This window comes from Bacteroides sp. OF03-11BH (assembly GCF_003604005.1).
Lineage (GTDB): Bacteria > Bacteroidota > Bacteroidia > Bacteroidales > Bacteroidaceae > Bacteroides > Bacteroides ovatus.
The window spans coordinates 121,966-146,150 of record NZ_QTMW01000008.1 but is presented as its reverse complement, the minus strand read 5'-3'; the positions used below and the strand labels follow the sequence as shown (position 1 = coordinate 146,150).

The following is a 24,185-nucleotide window of genomic DNA, read 5'->3' as shown; positions in this document are numbered from 1 at the left end:
TTTTTATTATTTATCCATTTAATTTTTCAAATAATCACATCCGCGAATATCCTGTTCCGGATCATAGATAAGGAGATACGCTCCTGCCTTAATCATATTGCAGACATTGGAAAGATTAAGAGAGATATTTGGATTATCCTTTATCTCAAAAACGATAACATACGGGGAAATCGTATCAGTAATCTTTCGCAAATCATTTCCACCAATGCAGAACTGCCGCAAACTCGGACATAAAGATATATTAGACGGCCATTTTCTCAACAAACGATTACCGTTCTCATCGCGCTGGCTACGGACAGCGTAAACAGTCAATGTAGCTGCATCCATCGGACCTGTAGGAACTTCCGTAAAACGGTTGTTACTTATATCTACTCCATAAAGGAAAGGCATGTTCTTTCCGTTGAAATCATCCGGCAACTTCGACAACTTATTATAAGTCAGGTCCAGCGTTTTCATCATATAAGAATATTTTGAAGCACTAAACGTACCTTTCGGAATCTCCTCTATACCGTTACCGTTCAATCCTAAAACAGACACTTGAGAATTTGTTTTGAATAGTATATCCGGGAATTTTTTCAGTTTATTACCACCTAAGGCAATCGTATTAGCATTCACGCCCTTAAATGTACCGTCTTCCTCACCTTCAAATCCATCTATCTCATTGAATGAGAAATTAACCGAAGACATTACATATATAGATTGTGAACTAAATATATTCGGGAATTTTTTCAATTTATTATGTGCAAAAGAGAAAGACTCCACATCTGCATATCCGCAGAAGCTTCCACTTCCATCACGCGGCAATTCTTCTATTTGATTATAATCCATTGACAATTGCACTAAGACCACATCGCTACCGAAAGCTTTCTCAATCTTTTTAATCTTATTGTATGCACAATCCAGTTTACCCAGTTTTTTCACCATCGACATATCCGGTAAGACAGTCAGATTATTGTAGGTCAAATAAAATATTTGTAATGTCTTACTTATATTTTCACTAGCTACAAACTCGCCCAAATCCTCATGAAAATCTCCCAAATTCGGATTGCTCGCCAAATTGAATGATTGAAGGTTAGGTAATTGTTGCAATTCCTCTGGAAGTTTTTTCATTGACGGACAATTGTAAATTTCGAGGTCTGTCAGATTTTCTAATTTGCTAAGATTAGTACCCGGTTCAAATCCCTCAAATTTGCCATTGGCAATGTATAAGTATTGCAAATTTACCAGATTTCCTATAGAAGCAGGAATTCTATGTATTCCATTTGTCAACCGATTAACCGGCACATCCTTCAAAGAAGGACGACTGGCTTCGCTCTTTACATCAGCCTGTGAAAAACGACTAGGTATCCCCTCTTTCTGCCATTTCAGCGCAGCTTGTATAGGTTCAGAGAAATATGATGCCATATCCTTTTTTACGAACTTATTATAAAAATCATTTCGTACAGAGTTCTTCTGTACTTCAGTCAGTTCAGTTCCTATTGTTTTCTCAATAATATTATCACCCACTTGTTCGGAGTGATTACCTAATGACAATGTTCTAAGTTCCGTCAATTCTCCTAAGGATGCTGGAATATCGCCTTCAGGACCGAACGCACCAATAGTAAGACCTATGACACGTCCTTTCTCATCCAATCCTACGCCAGGTTGCTCTCCCCATAAATCAATATCTTTATTAAAATCCCAGTTAGTTCCTAAAGGATATGTAACACCGGAATAACTCCATCCCTTTTGATTCTTTTCAGGAATAGCCGGACCTTTCAGGGCTTCCCAAATTTCTTTCAGAATCAGATAATCTTTAATACTGCCAGTAGTTTTACTGAAATTAACTGGAATTTTAACTTCAGTAGTCACATTATCCGAAACTTCAAAATCAGCCCCATTCACCTCTCCATACTCCAAAGAACTTTTGTTTTTCTTAATGGTCGTATAATTCTTGACTTTATACTTACCTGCAGGAAGTCGGAAAAGTGAATCACTGACGGCCACGGATATTTTTGTTCCATTGCCGTCCAGTTTCTCCGTATATTCTACACTAACATTACTAAAAGTCGTATCCTTTTTTGTAAATTGCTCCTGTACTGTTACATTAATATATTTAATATCAGAGAACAGATAATCCTCTCCCAATGTCGCACGAGTAGATGGTAGAAAATTCTTAGTCACGGTAAATTTCACTATACCTCGATTCACGACTTTCACATGTATATCTTGTACAGCCAATCCACCATTGATCACCGTGATAATCGTCTTTTCATACGGTTCTCCGGAAAGAATTTGTTTCAATTCCTGTGCTGTTCCATCTGCTTTAAATAGGTAGAAACCAACAATCTGGTAGGTTCCGGCCATCAACTGAAGTTTTTCACTTCGCAGGCCAAATTCACTATCATCTCCCATCGCCTCCAGACCCACAGTCTGCACAACTTCAGTACCATCGTCCTGATTGATGAGTACAATCTTCATTTTTTGCGCATCGCGCAAATAGTTCAGTTCATTCGTACTGGCACGCGTTTTTTTCGTTTCTGCCAACCCACTCTTATAGAGTTTGAACTGAGCATATCCATATCCTGCCTGAAGCACAGCATCATCGTCGTCAGAGCAACTTCCTACTGTAAACCCTAGAATAAACAGTATACAGGAAAGGACAAACATTCTTATAAATAATATCTTTGTTTTCATAAAATCATTCTATTAATCTTCATATCGTTTGGATATTATTAATACAGCATAAACTTCTCCACTAGAATCCATAAATGACAATTCCATATCCTTTTCACCATTTACATCGGGACCAATTCCATGAATAGTCACATCCACAAAAGGTTCTTCTTTTTCTATGCCATTCCATTTATAGCCATCTATGAAATTGACAGCCATTAAATAATGTGTCATTGTGATTCCTTTTGGAGCAATTATTAAAGGATCAAAACTAATTCCCAACGGCAATGATGCAATCCATACATTCTTCGTACCATATTTCTCCATCGCTTGCTCTTCTCCAACATTATCTGCATAAGAAGTTAATGTCACATTGGTCAATGCTCCACCATCACCATTCTTCAACACAAATCCCATAGAAGCACTCGCATCTTCCGCTTGCAGCACATTAGCTATAATATTTTCATCATAGGCTTGCGGAATACCCGTTTTAAGCAAAACAAGATCGGACAATTGGTCCTTAATTTCAGCATATACACTATTAGGAAATGCTAAGACATAGGCATTTCTTTTTTCCGAAGAATTCCGGCTTACGGCTATTTTGAGACTCCCTTTTTTATCATTATCTACCCAAAGCCAACGATCAGAACCACCTTCTATTATTTTATAGGTGTATTCATACTCCCACATCATATTCCGTTCTTCCAGATATTCTACACAAACCAAAGTATATTCATCATTCTTAGCCATTACCGTCACAGGAACTCCTTCCGAATCATAGCTATCATTCCCTACAGTATAACTTTCTCCATCAGCCGAAGCCTCTATATTACCTGTCAGAGTACCAATAATCCTATCAGCAGGGATGCCTTCATACTTCACAGGAACTTTTGCAATGGCTCCACTTCTACTTTCAGTTGTCAAAAAGCCGGTAATTTCATTCTTTTTATATTGCGTTATCATCTGCGGGGTCATCTTGACATTATCTCCTGCCCTACCGGATATAACTTCGCTACTGCGATTGAACTCCATCCATTCAGGTTTATCTTTCAACACCCAATCTTCATTGGCATCCAACACTAATATGTCAGTTCCATCGAAATTGATCACAAAGGGATTTTCCTCTGTATACATTACAGATTTATCCGCATTGAAAGCCCGAACTTCATAACCAATAGACAGACGCGTTACTTCTGCTATTACCTGCCGACTTCCCGCCATCGTCATTGTCAGTTCCGCCTTATAGGATTTCATCAGTTCCGTAGCATCATCACTAATATGAATGGTGACAGTCTGTTCGCCAGCACCACCTGAACAAGTGAAGGTCTGTTCACCCTCCTGTTCAAAATAGCACCACAACGACGAAGAAGTCAATATCCAGTTATCAATAGCTTTAAAAGTCAGCGTCTTGACATCCCCGACTTCACATTCTATTTTCTGTAAATCCGGGAACACAGGTGTTGCAGTCTCATCATCATCACTACAAGCAGACGTGAAGAGACAGAACGCCAACACAATCAATTGCAAATAATATTTTATTATATCTTTCATATTTATTTCCGATTATAGTTTAGAGTCCTTCCTCTTTTTTATACTGCTCCGCTTCTTCATCACTAATCCACTCCAAAATATTCACATAAGTACCTACCGTACCTTTACCCACCACATAAATAGTTGTATATAGGATTACAAATTTCTGGCATACATTGTAATAAGAATCGTATGCTACAGGCTGATCACACATTAGTTTTCCATTGCCATAAATAGTTCCGAAAGCTTCTGCTGTACTACCTATAATTTGTTCATCAAACTCTACAAATGGTTTTAACGGATCGGAAGGATCATACTTAATTTTAAGATCATAATTCTTATAGAAGAAATCATGTAATATGATAGTATTATCTTCAGCCTTGTCTCTTTCCGCTTGTAATAATCGATGTTCTGTATTCGTCATATATGCACTAAAGAAAGAAGAAGTCAATAGACAATAGCCTTCAAATGTACTAAGTTCGAAAGGACATGCTTTTTGCATTTGAACACGAGTACGTGTACCGTACAAATCCCATATATTTTCATCTTTCGCAAGCAAATTGAACGTAACCGATAAAGAGTCGGTTTTACCTATATTCTCATAAACACCTTTCATCCGGAACTTTGCTACCCGTTCCCCTGCTTTAATGGTTACCGTATTTGATTCAACCACATATTGCTTTTTTTCAATTGCATTACTAGCCTTATCGTCTACTTCTACGCCAAAAGAACGGTCATAATCGCATATATTTGTAGCTACTACCGGAATTTCAAACCATTTCTCGCTGTCCTGCACCGGATACATAGATAATGTATCGGAGAACATCACGTAGTCGGAACCGCTGTAAGTCGTTCGGGAGAGATCATTACATCCCCAGAATCCGACAGCCAGCGTTATCAGTGCTACTATTCCTGTTATTAATAGTTTCATTGTTTCTCTATATTATCTTTATACATTATTTATTGCTTTCATTAGGCATTAAATCCACACCTGGAGCATCCAACTCATGTTGCGGGATAGGCCATACAAAACGCGGATCGTCTTTCTCCAACTTCAGCGTATTGCCCGGAGAGACAGTCGAGGTTTGTTCTTTACGTTCAAATCCCTCATGCCAACGTTTCAAGTCATTAAGGCGGAAACCTTCCATAAAGAGTTCTTTCATACGTTCTTCACTGACAGTCTTAAACCAGTTCTCTTCTGTTAGTGTGGTAGAACCACCGTAGGAAGAATAACGAGCCATACGTAAAGTAGAAATATCAATTCCGGCTTTTCCATAATAAGCTGTTCCCATCCGGCAATAAGCCTCTGCACGAATTAAATATTGCTCTGCCAACCGAAACGGCTTCGGCATGGAAACACATAATACTCTTTGGCTTATAAAATCCTGATTACCCATATATTTGATCAAAAGCGGCCAGGTTAACGCATGGGAGAAGCCGGTTGTTACCGAACCAAAATAGGCATTGTAGCGTAAATCAGCATTAGCATAGGCATCCAATACCCATTTAGCCGGTACATAATCCGGTTTATAAGATGTATAATCATAATTGAGGAATACGGTACCCAATGCGCCTCCATAGGAATTTACCTCAAACATTACTTTCCAGATGATTTCAGTAGAATTATCATACTGCCACATATACGCAAAATCATTGTAAGTAACCGAATAACTGTTCTTTGTAGCATCAGCTAATGCATACTTCTTACTATCTATCACTTTAGTGGCATACTCAACGGCCTTCTCCCACTTCTGCATATACAGGTACATACGAGCATACAAAGCATTGACTGTACCAACCGTGAAATATGCAGAATTATAGATAACCGCAGTATCATCATCATCCGCAGCCAGATATTCGGCAGCTTTAGCCAAATCATCCAAAACAAACTGATAGGAATCTTTTAAAGAAGCACGTTTTACAGGTCCCGGATTAACGTAACTGGACTGTAATACAACTCCCAGTTCATTGGCAGCCTCTTCATCACTGTCATAAGCTTTACAGAAACACTTCAGCAGTTCCGAATAAGCCAGCGCACGGGCAAAATAAATATGTCCCTTGTAGTTATCCAACTTATCCAGTTGTTCGTCATCGGAAGTAGCCGCTTCTACGGCAGCCATGTTATCAAGAACGAAATTACAACGTCCGATAACGGCATACAAACCACCATACACATATTCCACCTGTTTATTGATAGCTAATATCTCATTACGCCATACATCACCATAGACATTTGTATATCCTTTAACAGCGTACACCTGATCTGCCTGAATATCAGGCAACAAGGTCAAGTAACCGCTATATAGGCTGCTGTTTTTAAACTGCGCATAAATACCGATCAAAGCTTGACGCACATCGCTCACTGTTTTAATAGCATCATCTTGCGGAATAGCATCTTGCGGATATTTGTCAAGACAGGAAGATGCCGAAAGCAATACCGCAACCAAAGCTATATATAATTTTATTTTTCTTATCATCACTGATTTATTTTAGAATGAAACTTCCAGTCCGAATGTGAACTGACGTGACATCGGATATTGGGCCTTATACACATTGGACGTAGACTCCGGATCCATACCCGTGAAATTTGTAAATGTCAACAAATTCTGTCCCTGCGCATAAATACGGGCACTATTCAAAAAGCTAGTCCGCTTCAACCATTTCTGTGGGAACGTATAGCTGAGCATCAAATTCTTTAGACGCAGGAAAGATGCATCTTCAAGGAATCGTGAATCCAGTTGGGGAGTTACTCCATAACGGGGAATATCAGTCACATCTCCCGGTTTTTTCCATCGGTCGTAAAGCATACGTTTTGACTGGTTATAGGCACTGAACAGTCCGTTACTCTCCTGAAAGACTCTGTCGTTGTTAAGCATCCAGCGATCAGCCACCCATGTGAACTGTGCGGAAAGTGAAAATCCCTTCCAGGAAAGTGTAGTACCAAAACCACCTTGCCAGGGAGCTTCATGTGTTTTGCCCAGCATCACCTTGTCGCTTTCATTATATTCCGTAGTAATTTCACCGTCTTTGGTATACCATAAAGCATCTCCATTAATCGGATTAACTCCCGCATAACGGTTCAGATAAAATTCTCCTAACGGATGACCTACCGCAACCATTCTACCGGTATCGGAAGCTACATATTCTGTCACCCCATTATAGAGCTCGGTTATTTCATTTTTATTATAGGATACATTGGCATTCACATTCCATTTAAAGTCTTTGATGCGGAGTACATCTGCGCCGACATTAATTTCTACACCACGATTCCGCATGGCTCCCACATTATCCCAACGAGTCCCAAAACCGGTAGATGTATAAGAAATAGGAACCGCCATCAACATATTGGTCGTTTTCTTATTATAAAACTCCACATCCAAATTGATACGATCAATAAAACCTAAATGCAACGCCACATTAGTAGCCCATGTAGACTCCCAACTCAATTCTTCATTTCCTAACTGGGAAATTGCAATACCTGATTCGTTATCATACTTATATCCACCGGAAACTAAAGCCAGATGCTCATAGTTATTAATAGAAGAATTACCGGATGTACCTGTATTAACCGCAATTTGCGCATTAGTAAGCCAATCATATTTTTGCATGAACTTCTCCTTACGAAGGTTCCACATAAAACCGACTGACCAGAAAGCTCCCCAATGGTTATCGGTACCAAAACGTGAAGATCCATCCCCACGAATCGAGAAATCAGCATAGTAACGGTCATCATAATTGTATTCGCCCCGGGCAAAGAAAGAGAGAAAAGAATATTCTGTGACAGGATCTGACCATGATGAAGCAGTTGAGCCTGAAGCTAAGTTTGTCAAAATATCATTTGTCTGTCCCCGAGTAGTTAACTGGAAACCTTCATAATGATAGTTTTCACCTTCCTGACCAACCATAAAATTGAATGAATGAACATCATTCAACATAAAACGGTAGTTTGCCGTATTTGTAATCATCAGGTTAAGCATATCAAACGAGCTACGCTGCGCACCTCCATAATTATTATTTGGCTTGTAACTGGGGAAACTTTGATAAAAAGAGGTAGTATGACCATAATCAGCACTTAGCTGTGAACGGATTGTCAGATTCTTTACCGGAGTAACCTCGGCATAAAAAGTGGATAAAAGTTTGTATTTCTTATTCGACAACGGATTATTTGCCATCCATGCCAACGGATTTTCTGTCGTTCCCTTCCAACTCCCGTCATCCTGAAGTGCCAGACTTCCATCTTCCTTATAAGGGTTCCAGTAAGGCAACATAAAAAAAGACGCGGAAATAGGAGCCCATAACGCATACTCTCCATCATCACTCTGTTCAACTTCCTGATAGGCAAACATTGAATTTGTTCCTATCTTCAACCATTTATTAGCTTTTGCCTCTACATTGGCGCGAAAACCGACACGTTCGAATGTAGACCCTACTGCAATGCCATCTTGATCGTAATAACTTCCTGAAACATAATAATTCAATTTCTCCGTGCCTCCGTTTACAGATAACTCGTAATTCTGCAAAGGGGCAGTATCATTGTACACTTTATCCAGCCAGTTGATATTTGTCTTACTCAACTTTTCATAATCTTGTCCTTTATCCAGTCCAACTTCTTTCTCAAATTGAATGCGTTCATCCGTATTCATCTGATCCCAATCTTTTGAGGCTAGTTGAGAAAATCCGAGCTGTGTACGGAAAGTAACCTTAGCCGCTTCCCCCATACGCCCGCGCTTGGATGTAATAACGACCACACCATTGGAAGCACGTGCCCCATAAATAGAAGTAGAAGAAGCATCTTTTAATACTGAAATACTTTCAATATCATTAGGACTAATTGTATTGAAATCCGAACTTGAAATAGCTACTCCATCCAATATAAAAAGAGGATCTTTTCCCGAATTAATTGAATTTGTTCCGCGAATACGAAAAGTGGCTGCCTTACTGGGTTCACCAGAATCAGAAAGCACCATTAATCCTGGCGCCTGTCCTTGCAGTGCCTGGTCGAAACTCGGAGCAGGAACATCTTCCATCTTTTCAGCTTTTACCGTAGATACAGAACCTGCGATTGTTCCTTTCTTACGTACACCATACGCGACAACTACCACTTCTTCCACCATCTGTGCATCGTTTTCCATTGTCAAATTTATACGAGTAGAAGCAGTCACCTGCTTATCTATCGTTTTCATACCGACATAAGAGAACTGCAAAGTAGCAGGAGACTTCGTCACTGTGATACTGTAATTACCATTGATATCGGTAATTACTCCGTTTGTTGTACCCTTCTCCAGAACAGACACACCAATCATCGGCTGATTATCTTCCGCCGAGATAATATGTCCGGTTACCTGATATCCACCCTGCGCAAAAAGCAACAGGGGGATACTTGTCAGAGTAAAGAGTACAAACAAGAGAATTGATTTTCTCATCTTTGATACTTGAATTAAAATTAATGAAATTGATTTATTTTTATAGATTTATCTACAATGAGGAATACGCTTATCTTTGCGTAGGAAATAACAATACACCCCTTCCCCCAAAATCGGTTTTAAGCATATTCTGCACCGACCCGGGATAGGCTATTATTATCTATAAATATAGAATAGGAATAGACTAACTTGGCAAATTCTTAATATTGCGCCAAATATCCAAATAGACTTTTCGTGTTGTTGCTGTGTGAATTAAAGGTTTGACCATCTGCTCTCTTAAGTTATAAATTAAACACTAATATCACTTGTTCTGTTTAGGTGTACTTCAATATCGTTTTATTTTGCCTACAAAGATATATATTATATTTAAATAAATGAAACTATATGTCGCATATTTTATACCATATTTCCACTAATGTCTTTTTGCTACATATTTAAGTACATATAGTCCATTAAAGAAGTAAATCCATAGTATATTTCAAGGATAATTAAATATTAACGTTCATTTTAATAGCTGTTTTAATTGTTTAAACAACAATATCGTAACTCATACCAAATAGCTTATTGAGAGGATTCAACACAGAAAAGATAATTATTCAAAACTATTTCCTATTTTTGCACCCATTATATATAAATAAGGTATAAGATGAACTACGGATTTGTAAAAGTAGCCGCAGCTGTGCCACACGTAAAAGTGGCCGACTGCAAATTCAATGTAGAGAAGATAGAAAGTCTGATTGCAGTGGCTGAAGGAAAAGGAGTGCAGATCATTATTTTCCCGGAAATGAGTATCACAGGATATACGTGTGGCGACCTGTTCGGACAACAACTTTTGCTGGAAGAAGCAGAAATGGGGCTGATTCAAATTCTGAATAACACTCGCCAATTAGACATCATTTCTATTGTTGGTATGCCTGTCGGTGTCAATTCGACAGTAATCAATGCAGCCGTAGTGATTCAGAAAGGGAAAGTGTTGGGAGTTGCCGCCAAGACCTATCTGCCGAATTATAAAGAATTCTACGAACAGCGCTGGTTTACTTCAGCGCTTCAGTTGACAACAAATAGTGTACGTCTCTGTGGACAAATCGTTCCGATAGGTTCTAATCTGCTTTTTGAGACTTCAGATACGACTTTTGGCATCGAGATATGCGAGGACCTTTGGTCTACTATACCTCCGAGTTCTTCATTAGCACTGCAAGGTGCAGAAATTCTTTTCAATATGTCTGCTGATAATGAAGGTATTGGAAAGAATAATTATCTTTGTTCTCTCATCAGCCAACAATCTGCACGTTGTATTGCCGGATATGTATTCTCGTCTTGTGGCTTTGGAGAATCTACTACCGATGTAGTTTTTGCCGGTAACGGGTTCATTTATGAAAACGGTTCACTGCTTGCACACAGCGAACGTTTCAGCATGAAAGAACAGCTGATTATCAGCGAAATTGATGTGGAACGTATCCGGGCAGAACGCAGGATAAATACAACCTTTGCAGCTAATCAAGCAAACTTAGGGGATAAAAAGGCGGTTTCTATTGCGACTGAATTTGTCAACAGCAAAGAGCTAACCTTAACCCGGAAGTTTAATTCTCATCCTTTTGTACCGCAAGGAATAGAGCTAAATGAACATTGTGAAGAAGTGTTCTCCATACAGGTAGCGGGATTGGCACAAAGGCTTGTCCATACAGGAGCTAAAACTGCTGTAATCGGTATCTCTGGCGGGTTGGATTCAACATTGGCATTACTTGTATGTGTGAAGACTTTTGATAAGTTGGGATTGTCCAGAAAGGATATTCTCGGCATTACGATGCCAGGATTCGGAACGACCGACCGTACTTATCATAATGCCATCGATCTAATGAAATCGCTGGGTATCTCTATTCGTGAAATCAGTATCAAAGATGCTTGCATTCAACATTTTAAGGATATAGACCATAATATTAATGTACACGATGTCACATACGAAAATTCTCAAGCACGCGAACGTACACAAATATTGATGGATGTGGCGAACCAGACTTGGGGAATGGTTATTGGTACAGGAGATTTATCAGAACTTGCACTAGGATGGGCAACATATAATGGCGATCATATGTCCATGTATGGAGTGAATGCGAGTGTCCCTAAAACTCTCGTAAAATACTTGGTACAATGGGTGGCAGTAAATGGCATGGATGAAAATTCGAAAGCGACTTTACTCGATATTGTAGATACTCCCATCAGTCCGGAACTGATTCCGGCAGATGAAAACGGAGAAATTAAACAGAAAACAGAAGATTTGGTGGGTCCTTATGAACTACATGACTTCTTCCTATATTATTTCTTACGTTTCGGTTTCCGGCCTTCCAAGATATTCTATCTGGCAAATATTGCATTCAAAGATATGTATGATGAAAAAACCATCAAGAAATGGCTTTCTACCTTCTTCCGTCGTTTCTTTAATCAACAGTTCAAGCGTTCTTGCTTGCCGGACGGTCCTAAAGTAGGAAGTATTTCTATCAGCCCGAGAGGAGATTGGAGAATGCCGAGCGATGCCAGTTCAGCCATGTGGCTTAAAGAAATAGAGGCTTTGTAAGGACGTCCTATCAATAGGCTTGTGCCACCGCATTGGCACAACTGTGCCAGCATGATGGCATGGTTGTGCCAATACGGTGGCACAGCTGTGACAGAGCGATGGTAAAGATATGGCATATTATAACTCTCCACCTTCCATTACTTCTTTTCTTATTTGCTCCACATTTGCTTCCTTGATTCTTCTAATAATATTCTTATAAATTCGATGAAAGCCATAGCCTCCTTCAGTCATTTCATGGATTGCATCTTCTTTTGAAACATTCTGAAAAATGATACGATAAAACGCACAAACAACCCCTGTACGGTCAGAGCCGTGGTGACAATGGAAAACAATAGGCGCTTTACGATTTTTAATAATGCGTAATGCCTGTATCAATTGCTTTTCACTAATCGAATGTGCTTTAGTTTTTACCCGGTGAAGTTTTATACTTGTTCCTTTTGCTTCGTCATCATCACTATGTCTGTTTCGTAGATTAAGTACTTCTCCAATACCATACTTTTCTAAAGCTTTAAAGCCCTCTTTTGAAGGTTGCTCCGAACGATATACGCCCGAATCTATTTGATACAAATTTGTCAAATCACTATCAAACAGAATAATCTTATCCGCTTTCAGATTTTGACCGAAAAGAGAGACGGATAAGACTATCGCCAATAAGCATAGTGGGATTTGCTTTTGCATAAGCAATATGGATATGATTCTAAAAAACATTAAAGCACACCCTTACTAGATGGAAGTTCAAAATGATAGATATCTCTTTTAATTGCCATTTTCAAAGCACGGGCAAGGGCTTTAAAAATTCCTTCTATCTTATGATGTTCATTCTGTCCTTCCGCTTTGATGTTCAAATTCATCTTTGCCGCGTCACTTAGTGACTTAAAGAAATGAAGGAACATTTCCGTCGGCATCTCTCCTATCTTCTCACGCTTGAATTCAGCATCCCAAACTAACCAGGGACGACCACCGAAGTCCAGACAAACCTGACAAAGACAATCATCCATCGGTAAGGCATAGCCATAACGTTCAATCCCTCGTTTGCTACCTAAAGCCTGATAGATACATTCGCCCAGTGCGATAGCAGTGTCTTCGATCGTATGATGTTCATCTACTTCCAAATCTCCTTTAACACGGATGGTTAAGTCCATGCCAGAATGTTTTCCAATCTGCTCAAGCATGTGATCGAAAAAGCCAAGACCGGTAAAAATGTCACAAGTTCCATTTCCATCAAGATTCAAAGCAACATAAATATCTGTTTCTTTTGTAGTACGACGTACTTCCGCTTTCCGTTCTCCGGCAAAAAGGAATTCGGCTATCCGATCCCAATCAGTAGTTGCAAGAACACAGACTTCTTCTAATCCTTTTTCTTTCAGAGCTTCGGTCGAGTCTTGCAAATAAATTGCCCGGCAACCGATATTTTTGGCAAGTTCCACATCTGTGGGACGATCGCCTATTACAAAACTTCCGGCAAGATCGTATTCCGGATTATCCAGATACTTCGTCAACATTCCGGTACGCGGTTTGCGGGTGGGCGCATTATCTTCAGGAAAACTACGGTCTATCAGAATCTCATCAAAAGTAATCCCCTCCCCTTCCAATGTTTTAAGCATCAAGTTATGGGCAGGCCAGAATGTTTCTTCCGGAAAAGAAGGTGTACCCAATCCATCCTGGTTAGTGACCATCACAAATTCAAAATCGAGCTTACTGCGGATAAAGCCCAAATTACGGAATACTTTCGGATAGAATTCCAGTTTTTCCAATGAGTCGAGTTGGTAATCTACAGGAGGTTCGATCACCAACGTGCCATCTCTATCGATAAATAATACTTTCTTCTTCATAAATTATCCTTGATAGTTTTTAAGAGCTGCCAATAGGGTATTATTTTCGACACGAGTACCGACAGTCACACGCAAACAGTTGCAGCAAAGTGAAATGTTATGGCGATTACGCACTATTATTCCTTCCCCTACCAAATAATTATAGATTTTCACGGCATCCGTCACTTTTGCCAAAAAGAAATTCGCATCGGACGGGAACAGTTTAATGGTACATGGAAGTTTTTCAAATTCCGCTTCCAGATAATCACGCTCTTCCTTCAACGTTTTCACCCAACGTTCTATCTCATAGTGCTTATGCAACATAGAAATAGCTTGTTGTTGAGTCAACTGATTGACATTATAGGGATATTTGATTTTACTAAGAATGTCTATAATTTCTTTGGAAGCAAAAGCCATTCCCAAGCGAATTGCAGCACATCCCCAAGCCTTGGAGAATGTTTGGAATACGACAAGGTTGGGATATTTATCCAGCTCTTCGAGGAAAGACGGAGCCTGGGAAAAATCATTGTAAGCCTCATCCAACATCACCAATCCTTCGAACTGACAAAGTACCTTTACAATTTCAGAACGAAGCAAATCATTACCTGTCGGGTTATTAGGCGAGCAAAGGAAAATCAATTTGGTGTGTTCGTCGGTAGCCGCCAGCAGTTTATTGGCAGAGAACTGGAAGTCATCATCCAGTAATACTTTCCGATATTCCACATTGTTCACATCGGCACAAACCTGATACATACCATAAGTAGGGTCGATGGCTACGACATTATCTTTTCCCGGTTCGCAGAATGCACGAAAAACCAAGTCGATGGCTTCATCGCTACCGTTTCCAAGAAAAATATGCTCGGGGGATACTTTTTTGATTTTCGACAACAACGTCTTCAGTTCGCACTGCATAGGATCCGGATAGCGGTTATGAGGTGTATTGTAGGGGTTTTCGTTTGCATCCAGGAAAACAGAGGCTGTAACTCCTTTATATTCATCTCGTGCCGAAGAGTAGGGTTTTAATTTCCAGATATTCGGTCGGGTTAGTTCTTGTAACGTTTTCACTTCTTTAAGTTTTAAATTATAAATTTTGAATTGCTTTGAGACGAACTGTGACGGCATTTTTATGTGCATCCAGCTGTTCATTAGCCGCCATCTCTTCAATAGCAGGACCGATAGCTTTTATTCCTTCCGGGAGAATTTCCTGAAATGTAATCTTACGGATAAAACTATCCAGACTTACACCACTATAGGCTTTGGCATAACCGTTGGTCGGCAAGGTGTGATTCGTTCCGGAAGCATAGTCGCCGGCACTCTCGGGAGTTAATGAACCTAAGAAGACAGAACCTGCATTTATCACACGTTCGGCCACTTCCATATAGTTCTCCGTTTCTATGATTAGATGTTCCGGAGCATACGCGTTAGTCAGTTCCAATGCTTCATCCAGATCCTTCACTAAAATCAATTTACTATTCTCCAGTGATTTCGCCGCAATTTCACGACGGGGAAGTTCTGCTAATTGACGCTCCACTTCTTCCATCACCTCTGTTTGAAGTTTCTCGGAAGTGGTAATCAATATAGCCTGGCTATCTATTCCGTGCTCTGCCTGTGACAAAAGATCTGCTGCTACAAAAACCGGATTGGCAGATGCATCAGCCAAGACTTCCACTTCTGAAGGACCGGCAGGCATATCAATAGCTACATCACGCAGGCTTACTAACTGTTTGGCAGCTGTCACATATTGATTGCCGGGGCCAAATATCTTATATACTTTGGGTACACTCTCCGTTCCATAGGCCATAGCGGCAATAGCTTGCACACCACCAGCCTTGAATATTTTGCTGACACCTGCCAGTTGCGCAGCAAAAAGGATAGCCGGATGAATATTTCCATTTTTATCGGGAGGCGTACAAAGTACGATTTCCTTGCATCCTGCGATTTTAGCCGGAACAGCCAACATTAATACAGTCGAGAAAAGCGGTGCTGTTCCACCCGGAATATATAAGCCGACCTTTTCGATTCCCACTGATTTTTGCCAGCAAGTTACCCCATTCATTGTCTCTACCTTCTTCCCGACAAAACGCTGGGAAGAGTGGAATGTTTCAATGTTTTGTTTAGCTAAAGAAATGGCAGCTTTCAGTTCATCGTTTACTAATGTCCCGGCGGCTTGAACCTCTTCAGGAGTCACAGCAAGTGCGGACAAGGTTACTTTATCAAAAGCAGCCTCATATTCCAATACTGCTTTATCGCCTTCTGTCCTTACCTTATTTATAATAGAACGAACAGTATCGAACAAACTTTCCGTATTTAGTGCCGGACGTTTCAAAAGTTCTGTCCATTGCTCTTTTGAGGGATATTTAATCAATTTCATGGTTCATATTTTATCAGGAACGAATTTTCGTTCCTATCTATTTATACAATCATCTTTTCAATCGGCAGTACCAAAATACCTTCTGCTCCCAGTCCTTTCAATTTTCCGATAATTTCCCAAAAACGTTTTTCATCAAGTACTGTATGAACAGAACACCAGCCTTCCTGTGCCAATGGCATCACTGTAGGACTCTTCATACCGGGCAATACAGCTATGATTTCTTCCAGTTTGTCTTTTGGAGCATTCATCAATACATATTTTTTATCTTCAGCCGTTTTTACTGCGTTCATACGGAACAGCAATTCTTCGAGCACTTCTTTTTTCTCTTCGCTCATGTTCTTGTTGCCAATCAACAATGCTTCCGACTTCATTACAACTTCCACTTCTTTCAAGCGGTTGCTGACCAAAGTAGAACCGGAACTTACAATATCAAAAATGGCATCAGCCAATCCAATACCCGGAGACACCTCTACCGAACCGGTTATCACATGTATTTCGGCATTTACGCTATTTTTTTTCAGGAAGTTACGAAGAATAACCGGATAAGAGGTAGCAATCTTCTTGCCTTCAAACCATGACAAACCGGGATATTCAATATCCTTCGGCATAGCCAGTGACAGACGACATTTGCTGAATCCCAGACGTTTGACAATTTCCGCATCTTCCTCCTTTTCCATAAACTCGTTCTCACCAACAATTCCCAAATCAGCTACCCCGGTAGCTACCGTTTGCGGAATATCATCATCACGAAGAAATAGAACTTCGATAGGAAAGTTAGAAGACTGTACCAACAAGGTACGTTTAGTAGTGCTTAACTTGATATCTGACTCTTCTAAAAGTGCCATTGTCTCTTCGAAGAGACGTCCTTTGGCTTGTACTGCGATTCTTAACATGACTTTATTTAATTACTAATTATTAATTACAAATACAATCTGCGTTGAAAAACAAAAAAGGCTTACCGCATTCGGTAAGCCTTCGTTATCGTTTATATAGTTATACACAATATCATCCACGCCCACCGATTATTCGTTAGGAAAATGATGATGATGATGTGTAGCTGTATATTTCATATTTCTTTTATTAACTGCGACAAAAGTAAAGTATTTGTTTGATACTACCAAACATTTATCACAAAAACTTAAGTTTTTATTTCAAATTAATGGTAATATTTCTTCCGATTCTACATCACATTTCGAAAAATGCATTTCATCTTTCGACTTTTCTTTCGAGAAAGTAAAGTAAGTACAAACTGATTCTGTACAGACCTCTCCATCCTTATTATATAACTTTGCTTCAACAATAACGATGTTCCGCTTTACCTCTTTAATAGACGCGCGTAATACGATATGAGAATCTTTGGTATCAATCGATTTTCGGTAACGAGTTTCCATCTTCGACGTCACCCCCGTGGTTTGTAGTTTACGAAGTATAACCCAGGCACAGATTTCATCCATCAAGACAGCTTGAATACCGCCATGCAAGGTATCAATCCAGCCTTGATATTCGGGACGTGGTTTCCAAATGCTTACCACTTCGTCACCATCTTCGTAAAATTCCATTTTTAATCCGGCTTCATTATTGGAAGCACAACCAAAGCAGTTGTACCCTTCCAAACCTTTCCAGGGATTTATTATCTTCTTCATAGTTCTCTCTTTTAGTTAGTTTTACTTCCCAAATATAAGCAATTTATGGAAAAGAGAAGCCTTTTTCGTCGATTTACTTTCTGATGCAACGAATGGCAAAGGCTTTTGTATCAACACCTGCATTAGATTCTTCAATGATATCCGTATCACTTTTCAGATAGAAAACCTTGATATCGATAGCGGCATTTGCATTATCCAGTGTCCAATATGCCAGATGTTTTTTCTCGTAATCAGTTTGAAAAGCCCCCACATACATTCCTACAGGTATTCCATTAAAACCGGATAAATTAGTTGCAGGCTGTACCTGTTCTCCCGCTTTCAAAGGTAACCAAGTACCTGATTTCAGCAAAGAAGCCTCTCCATTCAGATAGTCTTTTAAAATGTTCCAGTCTTTCCAATCCGGTATACTCCAATGAGCAGGCAGAATTTTATTAGAAAGTACTACATTAGCTGTATAAAAATAGTGTTCCGTAGTAGATTGCAGATATCCGACAACATTCGCTGTCACTGCATCCAGTCTGGGAAGTGCTTCACCGCCAACATACGAAGATGCCTCCAGATTATCCCGCATCCAATATTGTGTTCCAATCTTCACTAACGGATAATTATGAATGATTCCTCCACGTACATCACGAACGATATCTTCCAAAGCCAAAACAGATAGTACGTCATCTGCTGTCGTAACAGATAAAGAAACGGTTCCGTTTGCCATCACATATACATTATTACGAATCGGCAAAATTCCGTCAACATAGGCCAATGAGTAATCTTCCATATTCCATGATACGCTTCCTCCATTCACTTTTCCGGATTTCCCTAGCAACTGTGCTACAACACCTTGAGATAAGTCCACACTACCATCTTTTTTCATCGGATAGGCAACGATTGCCTGCGAAGAAAATTCCGGAGTAACAAGATACTCCTTACATATTTCAGCTACTTGCTTTCCCGAATGTAACACTTTATACACATTCGACTTTTCAAAAGTTAACTTCGAAACATCTATGTATTTATGAAGCGTGACTGATTCTGTATGATCTATTTCGGTTCCGTCCCAATCTCCGATTTCCCCATTCACTTTGCTCATTAATACATCTTCGGCTGATACAAACTTTATTTCCAATTCGCGCTGCTTTCCACTTTTTAATTGTAAAGTAGATGGTAATGGGCTTATATATAGCTTTCCTGCAGCTTCCAACGTTATGTATTGGTATCCCGGAGTCGCCTCCTGCGGTATCAAAATAAATTCCTTTCCTATCAGTCGTCCGTCTTTTATCTCCCATTCTCCTGCAGGAATAATATCTTTCTCTTCGGAATAACCAGAGAAAGTCTTTTTCTGAAAATCATAACTTGTTTTAGTATAAAAGCCACTCACCGAAAGCGTAGGCTTAACGGATAACATATCTTCCAAATTCTCCCCCTCTCCAGGAATAAGAACAATTTTCAGACGAAAAAACTGATGATTATAGGTCAGAGCGACCGCCTCCTTACTGGCTAAGACCTCTTCTTTAGAAGCAATTAGGAAATCAGAATGTGAATAATCGTCAGGAATATTTTGAGTCGTTGAAACCGCCACCTGCATGGTGCTCTCCCCTATCCCCACGCCACTCTTTTGATAAGGATAATAACTGATTAAATTCAATGTAACTCCATCATCCGGATAGTATACCGACTCGTTAGATTCAAACTCACCATTGGATGAACGTATGAAATGAAGATTATCCACATAACGTTCTTCTTGCATTGTAGTGGTTCCGGCAAGAGCAAACAGACCGACTTCATCCCCTTCAGCAAAGTTATTATTTGCCATACGGGTACCAACTGATTCACGAATATCGGCAATAAATTTCAATGGAATATCTCCATTATTAACACTATCCTCCTCTTCCTCCGAAATATGGTTCACACAAGCACTAAGCAAGATAGTACAAAAAACAAGTAAACCCACGCCCCTTTGTAGGTTATAAAATAGTTTCATCATATTTATTTTTTAATTTTCCAATAGAAACTTTTGATTGAACAGAAAGAATAGCATAAGAGGAAGTATTCGCTTTCGGTTATGGGATACTGAACAACACGTCTGTTGTACTGAGGAATCATCAATTTCAAGATATCATTTTGATGTCTTGAAAGCAAAAGTATATAATTATATTAAGTCGGAGTATAGTTTCTATAGGAAAATTTCACATTTTCATCTATAACGCAAACAATCAACAAGTTACAAACGACTAGTCAGGAACAAAGAATTAAACTCTCACATTATTATATTAAGAGCCTGCTAATTTCAGAAAGAATATCCCACTTCTATTCCGGCAATGTGTCTGCCTTGCGAAGATGCATATTGATAACAATAGAATGCATCCAACGACCAACGTTTGGCCAAAGCTATTTCTACTCCGGGACGATAACGCATACGATCGGCTCTCCAAAAAGAAACGTCATCCAAACTCTGATAGATTTCAACAGAGAAATAGGGAGAAACAATTCCTTTTGTAGGAGCATAAGATAATTTCAAGCGGGAACGCAAACGAGTTTCAGAGTTGCCACGATCAAAAGTCTGCTGAAATCTTTCCCTTACAGCTACTTTCAACCATTGATAACGAAAACTGACAGTAGCAGTTATATGATAGCGATGCCTGAACTTCCAGTCCGAGTCACCCAAATTCCGAAGATGGGTTTCATAGCCAACCCCCAGATTCAAAAATGAATAGGGTCGGTAACTTCCGCCAACAGTCAGCCCCCAACGATCCAATTTACTCACATCATCTTTCATGCGCAATTCCAAATCACCTGAAACTGAAAACCGGGAATCTATCTTATGGTTTACCTTGAATTTAGTCCATGTATTAAAATCGTCACTTTGTGCCCATGCAGAAAATGATATTCCAAACAACAGCACAAATAATAGCCAAGTCTTAGTATTTAATATTATTCTACTCATTGATTTTCGGGTTAAAGTAGCAAAGATAGTAAATTATTCTACGCAAAGAAAAAGCATGATACTGAAAAGATTCTGAAAAGATTATATTCGTATTCTGTCTAAATTCTCATTTGCATATTGTATCTTTGCGTAAGAAACTCTAAAATCATCGGATATGGACAACTTGATGCGTAAACTTCCTATTGGAATACAAACATTCGAAGGGATACGGAAGGACAATTATCTTTATGTGGATAAAACTGCACTTGTATGGCGTATGGCTAACCTAGGAAAACCATATTTTCTAAGCAGACCGCGTCGCTTTGGTAAAAGCTTATTAATTTCTACATTCGATGCTTATTTTCAAGGAAAAAAAGAGCTATTCGATGGTTTGGCTATTGAACAACTGGAGACGAAATGGGAACAACATCCTGTTCTACATCTTGATCTGAATGCCAAAAAATATGAAACGGCAGCAGATTTAATTGCAATGCTAAACCAATATTTAGAAAAATGGGAAGCTATTTACGGCAATGAGAAAAAAGACCGTAGCCCTGAGGAGCGCTTTAGTTATGTAATCGAACAAGCTTCCTTGAAAACAGGAAAAGGTGTCGTCGTATTGGTGGACGAATACGACAAACCGCTTTTGCAGGCTATTACCCGTCCGAAATTATTCGAAGACTATCGTCAGACATTAAAAGCCTTTTATGGAGTACTAAAAAGCGCCGACGCATATCTCCGTTTTGTTTTCCTGACCGGAGTTACGAAGTTCTCACAAGTCAGCGTATTCAGCGATTTGAATCAGTTGAATGATATTAGTCTCGACTATTCTTACGCCACACTTTGCGGCATCACCCGTGAAGAACTAAAGAGTACTTTCGAACCCGAAATTGAAGTTTTCGGGCACAAAAATCATCAGACTCCAGAAGAGGTAGTCACAGCAATGGAACGCAACTATGACGGCTATCATTTTCATCCGGATGGTGCAGGAGTATTCAATCCGTTCAGTGTGTTGAATGCTTTCAGCAAACTGGAGTTGGGTAGCTATTGGTTCCAGACTGGCACACCGACATTTTTGGTTGAACTACTGCAAAAAAGTGAGTATGATCTCCGTACTTTATTAAATGGCATAGAAGCACCTGCATCTTCTTTTGCAGAATACAGAATGGATGCTAATAATCCCGTACCGCTGATTTATCAAAGTGGATATTTGACTATTAAGGATTACGACAGACGGTTCAATAATTATTTACTTGACTTTCCTAACGATGAGGTACGTTACGGATTCATTAACTTTCTTGTGCCATTCTACACTCCGATGAAGAACAATGATCAGGGATTTTATATTGGAAAATTCATTGATGAATTGGAGAAAGGTGATTACGAATCTTTCCTCACCCGTCTGGAAGCTTTCTTTGCCGATATTCCGTATGAATTGAATGACCAGACTGAACGCCACTATCAGGTTATCTTCTATCTCGTATTCAAATTGATGGGACAATTCACGGAAGCGGAAGTGCGCAGCACCCGTGGACGTGCCGATGCTATGGTTAAAACGCCGAAATATGTCTATGTGTTTGAGTTCAAATTAAATGGAACAGCAGAAGAAGCGATGAAGCAAATTGACGAGAAAGGATATCTGATTCCTTATCAGAAAGACCATCGGGAAATAATAAAAATCGGAGTGGAATTTAGTGCGGAAACTCGCAATATCAATCGTTGGCTGGTAGAGACGAGGTAAATATGATAAAACATTTCGGGAAGAATCGTAGCTACGAACTTCCCGAAATAAAAACCGATACCATTGAAAATAAACACTTGTTATCCTCTTTTGGAAACAAGTGTTTTTCAATCTAACCTAATATACCTGAAACTAATCTGACTCTTTTGATTTTGCATTCCAAACCAATAATGCAAAGAATACCGACAGCAGAGCCGCTCCTATCCAGAACCAATTGATATAAGTGAAATCATAAACATCGACTCCATTCTGAACCGTCTTCTGCCCCTCTATCAGAACACCACTCATTACATCCTGTAATCCGGCCCCAATATAACTGGCAATGCCGACTACCCCCAATGCTGCTCCCGACGCATTACGGGGAGCAATATCGACTGCCATCAGGCCACCCAGAAAACAAATGAGAACTCCGATACCCAAACCGAAAAGAACCATAGCCAACACATCTATCCAAAAGTGTACACCGGGAACCAACAAGAACAGGCTAAGTGCAAGAACATTCATCAATCCGAAAATCAGGGCGGGAACATTTCGACGACCGCCAAATAACTTGTCAGAAATAACACCCGAAAATATGGTACCTACGATACCACAGACTGGACAAATGGAAATAATGAAGCTGGCATCCAACGTGGAATATCCTTTTTGCGCTTCCAGATAAAAAACACCCCAGCTATTGATAGCATAGCGACTGATATACATAAAAGCACTCGAAAGAGCCAGTATCCAGATGGCAGGCATCATCAATACCTGGCGTTGGGCTTTATTAAAGTCTGTCGTTTCCACCACACTCATCTCCTCTTTCTGTTTGGGAGCATTTACAGGAGGAAAGCCCTGACTCTCGGGAGTGTCATGGAAGAACTTCCACACAATTAAAGCACCAAGCAAACCAACAATACCGGCACCGAAGAAACCGTATCTCCACCCCAATACACTAACGATAGACGCAACAATTAGGAAGGTCAACGCCTCACCGATATTGTGGCTGGCAGACCAAAATCCGTAATAGGAACCTCGTTCTTTGTCCGTGAACCAACGGGAAAGTCCCACTACACAAGAAGCAGCACCCATAGACTGAAACCAGCCACTAATCCCCCAAAGGAGAGCAAACAGAATAAAAGAATGGGTAAAACCCAGGCACAGGTTCACTAAAGCAGTTACCAGTAAACCGGTAGTCATAAAGCGGTTGATATTGCTACGGTCGGCCAGAAAACCATTCGTAAATTTTCCAAGGGCGTAAGTAAAGAACAATACCGAACCGATAATTCCCAGTTCTGTTTCGGAGAAAATTCCTTCATCTACGATGGGCTTCTTCACGACATTCAGGCTAAGACGACAAACATAGTACATGCCGTAACCGAAAGTGGCTGAAAGGAAAGTAGACCATTTCAGGTATTTCAGACGACGGGCATCGGAATGAAGATGTTGTGAGCCGGATGAAGACAAAGCTTCCCCGTTACAAGGTCTCGGTGAAGAGACCTTGTAAAAGTTTATAAGTTGTTTCAACATGAAAAAGTCT

Annotated in this window: 16 protein-coding genes; 2 read left to right on the top strand and 14 right to left on the bottom strand. The window is 39.8% G+C overall.

Annotated elements, in window-relative coordinates:
• Positions 1-18: 18 nt before the first annotated feature.
• From DXA54_RS08370 to DXA54_RS08350, 5 genes are read right to left on the bottom strand one after another with little or no spacing between them, the layout of a single operon-like run.
• Positions 19-2,676 carry a DUF4458 domain-containing protein gene (locus DXA54_RS08370; protein WP_008648329.1) on the bottom strand — a complete coding sequence of 886 codons (2,658 nt, stop codon included), beginning with the start codon at positions 2,674-2,676 and terminating at the stop codon, positions 19-21.
• A gap of 12 nt (positions 2,677-2,688) precedes the next feature.
• Entirely contained in the window at positions 2,689-4,206 is a 1,518-nt protein-coding gene (locus tag DXA54_RS08365) for a DUF5003 domain-containing protein (RefSeq protein WP_008648330.1), read from the bottom strand.
• Between the two features lie 19 nt (positions 4,207-4,225).
• Positions 4,226-5,116 (bottom strand): DUF4984 domain-containing protein, encoded by an 891-nt coding sequence (locus DXA54_RS08360; protein ID WP_004305993.1) that lies wholly within the window; start codon positions 5,114-5,116, stop codon positions 4,226-4,228.
• A gap of 25 nt (positions 5,117-5,141) precedes the next feature.
• On the bottom strand, positions 5,142-6,662 hold the full coding sequence (locus DXA54_RS08355; RefSeq protein ID WP_004305990.1) for a RagB/SusD family nutrient uptake outer membrane protein: 1,521 nt from the start codon (positions 6,660-6,662) through the stop codon (positions 5,142-5,144).
• 12 nt (positions 6,663-6,674) lie between these two features.
• A complete protein-coding gene (locus tag DXA54_RS08350; RefSeq protein ID WP_004305989.1) occupies positions 6,675-9,608 on the bottom strand; it encodes a SusC/RagA family TonB-linked outer membrane protein in 2,934 nt (977 codons plus the stop codon).
• Positions 9,609-10,254: 646 nt separating this feature from the next.
• Here DXA54_RS08350 and DXA54_RS08345 point away from each other — a divergent pair.
• Positions 10,255-12,180 carry an NAD(+) synthase gene (locus DXA54_RS08345; protein WP_008648332.1) on the top strand — a complete coding sequence of 642 codons (1,926 nt, stop codon included), beginning with the start codon at positions 10,255-10,257 and terminating at the stop codon, positions 12,178-12,180.
• A 117-nt stretch (positions 12,181-12,297) separates the two neighbouring features.
• Here DXA54_RS08345 and DXA54_RS08340 read toward each other — a convergent pair whose 3' ends face one another.
• From DXA54_RS08340 to DXA54_RS08305, 8 genes are all read right to left on the bottom strand, one after another.
• A complete protein-coding gene (locus DXA54_RS08340) occupies positions 12,298-12,858 on the bottom strand; it encodes a dual specificity protein phosphatase family protein (RefSeq protein ID WP_032852633.1) in 561 nt (186 codons plus the stop codon).
• Between the two features lie 29 nt (positions 12,859-12,887).
• Positions 12,888-14,012 carry a bifunctional histidinol-phosphatase/imidazoleglycerol-phosphate dehydratase HisB gene (gene hisB / locus DXA54_RS08335; protein WP_004296905.1) on the bottom strand — a complete coding sequence of 375 codons (1,125 nt, stop codon included), beginning with the start codon at positions 14,010-14,012 and terminating at the stop codon, positions 12,888-12,890.
• Between the two features lie 3 nt (positions 14,013-14,015).
• The gene (gene hisC, locus DXA54_RS08330) at positions 14,016-15,113 is read right to left on the bottom strand and encodes a histidinol-phosphate transaminase (protein WP_008648343.1); all 1,098 of its coding nucleotides are present in this window, start codon (positions 15,111-15,113) and stop codon (positions 14,016-14,018) included.
• Positions 15,073-16,362, bottom strand: a complete 1,290-nt coding sequence (gene hisD, locus DXA54_RS08325) for a histidinol dehydrogenase (RefSeq protein ID WP_008648347.1) — start codon at positions 16,360-16,362, stop codon at positions 15,073-15,075. Before hisD ends, hisC begins: the two co-directional genes overlap by 41 nt.
• Positions 16,363-16,403: 41 nt before the next feature.
• Positions 16,404-17,255 carry an ATP phosphoribosyltransferase gene (gene hisG / locus DXA54_RS08320; protein ID WP_004296908.1) on the bottom strand — a complete coding sequence of 284 codons (852 nt, stop codon included), beginning with the start codon at positions 17,253-17,255 and terminating at the stop codon, positions 16,404-16,406.
• 258 nt (positions 17,256-17,513) lie between these two features.
• Positions 17,514-18,005, bottom strand: coding sequence for a PaaI family thioesterase (locus DXA54_RS08315; protein ID WP_004296910.1), 492 nt, complete (start codon positions 18,003-18,005; stop codon positions 17,514-17,516).
• Positions 18,006-18,078: 73 nt separating this feature from the next.
• Entirely contained in the window at positions 18,079-19,983 is a 1,905-nt protein-coding gene (locus DXA54_RS08310; RefSeq protein ID WP_032843764.1) for a fimbrillin family protein, read from the bottom strand.
• Between the two features lie 306 nt (positions 19,984-20,289).
• Complete coding sequence (locus DXA54_RS08305) at positions 20,290-20,946, bottom strand: DUF2490 domain-containing protein (protein WP_022199201.1); 657 nt, start codon at positions 20,944-20,946, stop codon at positions 20,290-20,292.
• A gap of 154 nt (positions 20,947-21,100) precedes the next feature.
• On the opposite strand from DXA54_RS08305, the gene DXA54_RS08300 reads away from it, so the two are divergent.
• Positions 21,101-22,666 carry an ATP-binding protein gene (locus DXA54_RS08300; protein ID WP_004325544.1) on the top strand — a complete coding sequence of 522 codons (1,566 nt, stop codon included), beginning with the start codon at positions 21,101-21,103 and terminating at the stop codon, positions 22,664-22,666.
• 132 nt (positions 22,667-22,798) lie between these two features.
• Here the strand turns inward: DXA54_RS08300 and DXA54_RS08295 are convergent, their stop codons facing one another.
• Positions 22,799-24,175: an MFS transporter gene (locus DXA54_RS08295; RefSeq protein ID WP_004325543.1), complete on the bottom strand. Its 1,377-nt coding sequence runs from the start codon at positions 24,173-24,175 to the stop codon at positions 22,799-22,801.
• Positions 24,176-24,185 lie beyond the last annotated feature (10 nt).

Excerpts from the sequence above, each read along its gene's own strand:
- DXA54_RS08370 (WP_008648329.1), bottom strand. The coding sequence starts at position 2,676 with ATGAAAACAAAGATATTATTTATAAGAATGTTTGTCCTTTCCTGTATA.
- DXA54_RS08365 (WP_008648330.1), bottom strand. The coding sequence starts at position 4,206 with ATGAAAGATATAATAAAATATTATTTGCAATTGATTGTGTTGGCGTTC.
- DXA54_RS08360 (WP_004305993.1), bottom strand. The coding sequence starts at position 5,116 with ATGAAACTATTAATAACAGGAATAGTAGCACTGATAACGCTGGCTGTC.
- DXA54_RS08355 (WP_004305990.1), bottom strand. The coding sequence starts at position 6,662 with ATGATAAGAAAAATAAAATTATATATAGCTTTGGTTGCGGTATTGCTT.
- DXA54_RS08350 (WP_004305989.1), bottom strand. The coding sequence starts at position 9,608 with ATGAGAAAATCAATTCTCTTGTTTGTACTCTTTACTCTGACAAGTATC.
- DXA54_RS08345 (WP_008648332.1), top strand. The coding sequence starts at position 10,255 with ATGAACTACGGATTTGTAAAAGTAGCCGCAGCTGTGCCACACGTAAAA.
- DXA54_RS08340 (WP_032852633.1), bottom strand. The coding sequence starts at position 12,858 with ATGCAAAAGCAAATCCCACTATGCTTATTGGCGATAGTCTTATCCGTC.
- hisB (WP_004296905.1), bottom strand. The coding sequence starts at position 14,012 with ATGAAGAAGAAAGTATTATTTATCGATAGAGATGGCACGTTGGTGATC.
- hisC (WP_008648343.1), bottom strand. The coding sequence starts at position 15,113 with ATGCCGTCACAGTTCGTCTCAAAGCAATTCAAAATTTATAATTTAAAA.
- hisD (WP_008648347.1), bottom strand. The coding sequence starts at position 16,362 with ATGAAATTGATTAAATATCCCTCAAAAGAGCAATGGACAGAACTTTTG.
- hisG (WP_004296908.1), bottom strand. The coding sequence starts at position 17,255 with ATGTTAAGAATCGCAGTACAAGCCAAAGGACGTCTCTTCGAAGAGACA.
- DXA54_RS08315 (WP_004296910.1), bottom strand. The coding sequence starts at position 18,005 with ATGAAGAAGATAATAAATCCCTGGAAAGGTTTGGAAGGGTACAACTGC.
- DXA54_RS08310 (WP_032843764.1), bottom strand. The coding sequence starts at position 19,983 with ATGAAACTATTTTATAACCTACAAAGGGGCGTGGGTTTACTTGTTTTT.
- DXA54_RS08305 (WP_022199201.1), bottom strand. The coding sequence starts at position 20,946 with ATGAGTAGAATAATATTAAATACTAAGACTTGGCTATTATTTGTGCTG.
- DXA54_RS08300 (WP_004325544.1), top strand. The coding sequence starts at position 21,101 with ATGGACAACTTGATGCGTAAACTTCCTATTGGAATACAAACATTCGAA.
- DXA54_RS08295 (WP_004325543.1), bottom strand. The coding sequence starts at position 24,175 with ATGTTGAAACAACTTATAAACTTTTACAAGGTCTCTTCACCGAGACCT.